The 3,305-nt window shown below is 64.6% G+C and carries 1 protein-coding gene; it reads right to left on the reverse strand.

All coding sequences use genetic code 11. The features are described 5' to 3' along the window. Window positions 1-1,062 precede the first annotated feature (1,062 nt). A complete protein-coding gene (locus F4X41_08315; protein MYB17017.1) occupies window positions 1,063-2,004 on the reverse strand; it encodes a sugar ABC transporter substrate-binding protein in 942 nt (313 codons plus the stop codon). Window positions 2,005-3,305 lie beyond the last annotated feature (1,301 nt).

Below are 3,305 nucleotides of genomic sequence, written 5' to 3' on the forward strand. Positions count from 1 at the left end.
GCTTGCTCACAGTCTACACCCCAACCGGCATCCCGACTTTTGAGACAGGCTCTTTCGGGAAGCGCACGCCCAGCCCGGTTCCAGCAAGCGGCGCGGTACTCTCGTCCATGGTGAACGTTGCCGTCGTTCCTTTACTGGATGACTTGGCAGGCGTGGTCCCGCGCCACGTTGGGCACACGCGGGTGAATCGCTGCCCCGCGCTTCCCGTTGTCGGCCGTTGAGTGGCTCCGGTCTCGTCCCTCCGGCCATCAGGGATGGAACCGAACCGGAAGAGGTGGATGGGAAGCGTCGGAGCATCGATGACGAGCAGCCCTGTCCGGTCGAACACTGGAGACCTGGTGGGTCGCGTCCCCGCAATCTCACTGTCAAATTTCACCACCCGTCGGGCCCGCTGGACGCCGTGGCGGGTGGAAAGGGCGCGGTGGCCGCCGACTCCATGGGGTGAATATCCTTCAGCTGATTTCCGGCTGTCGTGCCCGTCAGGTGTGAAGCGTGCTCCGGGAGTTCTGCAACGCCAGGAGCGACCGCGATGACCTCGACCATCCCGCCGGAGTGTCGTTGATCCGGAAGGGCGGATTCAACGGCCACGAACAGGGGACCCCCAATCAGAGGCGGCTGAATTCCAGTTTAGAGATTTTGTCATTGCCAAGTTGGAGATGATAGCTCCGGCGGCTTGGACCCGGTTCCCCATCGGCAACGACGCCGGCCACCGCCCCTATGGGCAAAAACAAGCCCGGTGTGATGCCGGACCCGTGTACAGAGATTGGCGTGACTTTTATTTCCAAAAGTCAGAGGCAGATCTGAACTTGAAAAGGGCAAAAATCAGGACTTTCGGGCCGGTTCTGCGAGCGCTTGGGTGAAAGGGACGGTTCCGGCGAAGTTTTGAAAATAAAAGTGGCCCCGGGGTCGTCTGTCCTGACATCGCGGCTGGCGCTTCCCTTGGCGAAGCCGCCACCGGCCCGGCGCGTCCAGGACACCGGCGACCGGCCCCTACCGGACGGGACACGATGGAGCACAGTTGCAGAAGGCCGATTGTCGCCACGGGGTTCTGTACCCTGACCACTACCCCCAGCACTCCCGCAGACCCTCCGCCACGCCGATGGACGGGACGCCGGCAACCGGCTCTCCGGCCACCAGCGCCGCGCCGGTGTCGTGAAAGTCCAGCCCCGGCGTGTTCTCCGGCTTCTCGCCCGTCCTGGCGTGCTCCGCCACTGCCTCCACTCCCAGCCGCGCCATCTCCAGCGGGTACTGCATCACCGTGGCCCCGAACTCGCCCGCCGCCACCCGCCTCACTCCGGCGCAGCCGCCGTCAATGGTTACGATCAGCACGTCCTCGTCCAACCCCAAGTCTGCTAGCGCCGCGTATGCCCCCGTCGCCGCCGGCTCGTTGATGGCGTACACCAGGTTGATGGACGGGCGCTGGCCGATGAGTTCCTCCATCGCCCTGCGCCCTCCCTCCTCCGTGCCCATGGTCACTCCGCGGCCCATGATGCGGGCGTCGTCCTCATCGCCGATCTTCCCAGCGTCCTTTACGTCGATGCCGTAGCCCTTCAGAAAGCCCTGGTTGCGCAGCACGTCCACCGACACCGGCGTAGGGTAGCCGTCCAGCGTTGCAATGTTCGCTTCCCCGCCATCCGCCTCCAGCCTGGCCCTCGCCCACCGGCCAATCAACTCCCCGGCCCGGAAGTTGTCCGTGGCGAAGGTCCCGTCCACCGCGTCCCATTGCTCGAAGGGCGTGTCCAGCGCAATCACCAGCGTCCCGGCCTGCCGCGCTTCCCGCACGGCATCGCGGAGGGCCATGGGGTCCGAGGGCGTGAGCAGGATGCCGTCGGCGCCGTCCTCCACCAACTCCGCCATCGCCCGCGCCTGGCTCTCCCAGTCGCCGTCATGTTCCCCCGTGTAGGCGCGCAGCTCCACGTCCAGCTCATATGCCCGCTGCCGCGCTCCCTCTTCCATGGCGACGAAGAACGGGTTCCCATCGGTCTTGGTGATCAGCCCCACCATCACTTCATCCGCGTCGGTGGACACCCCGCCGTTGCCGCACCCGGCGGCCAACAGTGCGAACACGCAACTCGCCAGCGCCGCAATTCCTGCCCAGTGGTTTACCTTTGTCAATTGCTCACCTCCCACGTGTTACGGGACAGAGGCGACGCTCCGTGTCGTTGCCCAGGGACTGCCGCGCATGGCAATCTGCCGCCCGCCGCGCCGCACCATCCTATTGCCCGAAACCCGCGTCGCGCAACACCTCTCCGGCACCGAACTTGCCCCCCTACTCCGAAAGCCGACCGATGCTCCCATTGCCGTGTGTTTGCCCGGCGTCAGCGTCAGCACCGTTCCGGCCATGCCACCGGCCATGCCAGCGGCCCCCAGACCGGCGGACCCGTCCGCGAGCCGGCGGGAGCCTGACGCATCAGACTGCAATCGCCCGGACTGATTTCCGCAGTGGGCGCCCTGAAAGGAGAAATGAAAGGATTGCAGAATACAATCCTGGGGGTATTTCCTACGGGAAATGAGCGTTGGGGGCGGCTTTTGGGGGATTGCCGGGTCAGCAATTTACTGCGGGTCCATAATCACTTTATTGCAGGGATTGCAGTGCGGAGATTGTAGTTTCGACCCATGGTGAAAGCCTGGAACGATGCTGACGCCGCCTTGGAGGTGAACCACCATCCGGAGATTGAGCCGGACGCTCCCTATCGGAGGTTGTCCTATTGGACCTGCGGGATGCCCTAGTGGAGGAACGGGGTCGGGCGCCCGCCGCCGAGAGACTGGGCATGAACCAAAGGACCGTGGCGGTCTGCTGCGGCTGTCGGCAGGCGTCCCGGCGGGTGCGGCAGGCGGTGCCTGAATTCAGGGATGCGGGCGTCGCAGGCGGCAACGCCTCGGTTTCAGCGGACGGTTGTCGCTCCTCCCTGACCGTAGATGATTACACCGGGAGCAACGTCCACGGCTACTACCTCCAACTGAAACGCCCGTTTCGCCCCCCGTCCGACACGACAAAGTGCAATCGCTGCGGAACCCTATCCACAGTGGCAACCCCGTAAGGTAATCCAAACCGCTTGACGGAAGGCCGCCGGCAGGATGTCGAAGCTGGATCGACCCGGACGCGGCGCTTGGCACCGTGCTTGGGTCAAACGACCTTTTCGCGGCCTCGTGTCGGTTTATGGCGCCGGTTGCATTGCATTTCTCGCGCCGGGGGACGTGCCAGGGCCCGGTGTGACGGCATACCCGCGTACAGAGATTGGGAGGAATGCCCTTTTGAGCCTGTCTCAAAAGTCGGGATGCCGGTTGGGGTGTAGACTGTGAGC

It is taken from the genome of Chloroflexota bacterium (assembly GCA_009840625.1).
In the GTDB taxonomy this organism is placed as follows: domain Bacteria; phylum Chloroflexota; class UBA11872; order UBA11872; family VXNJ01; genus VXNJ01.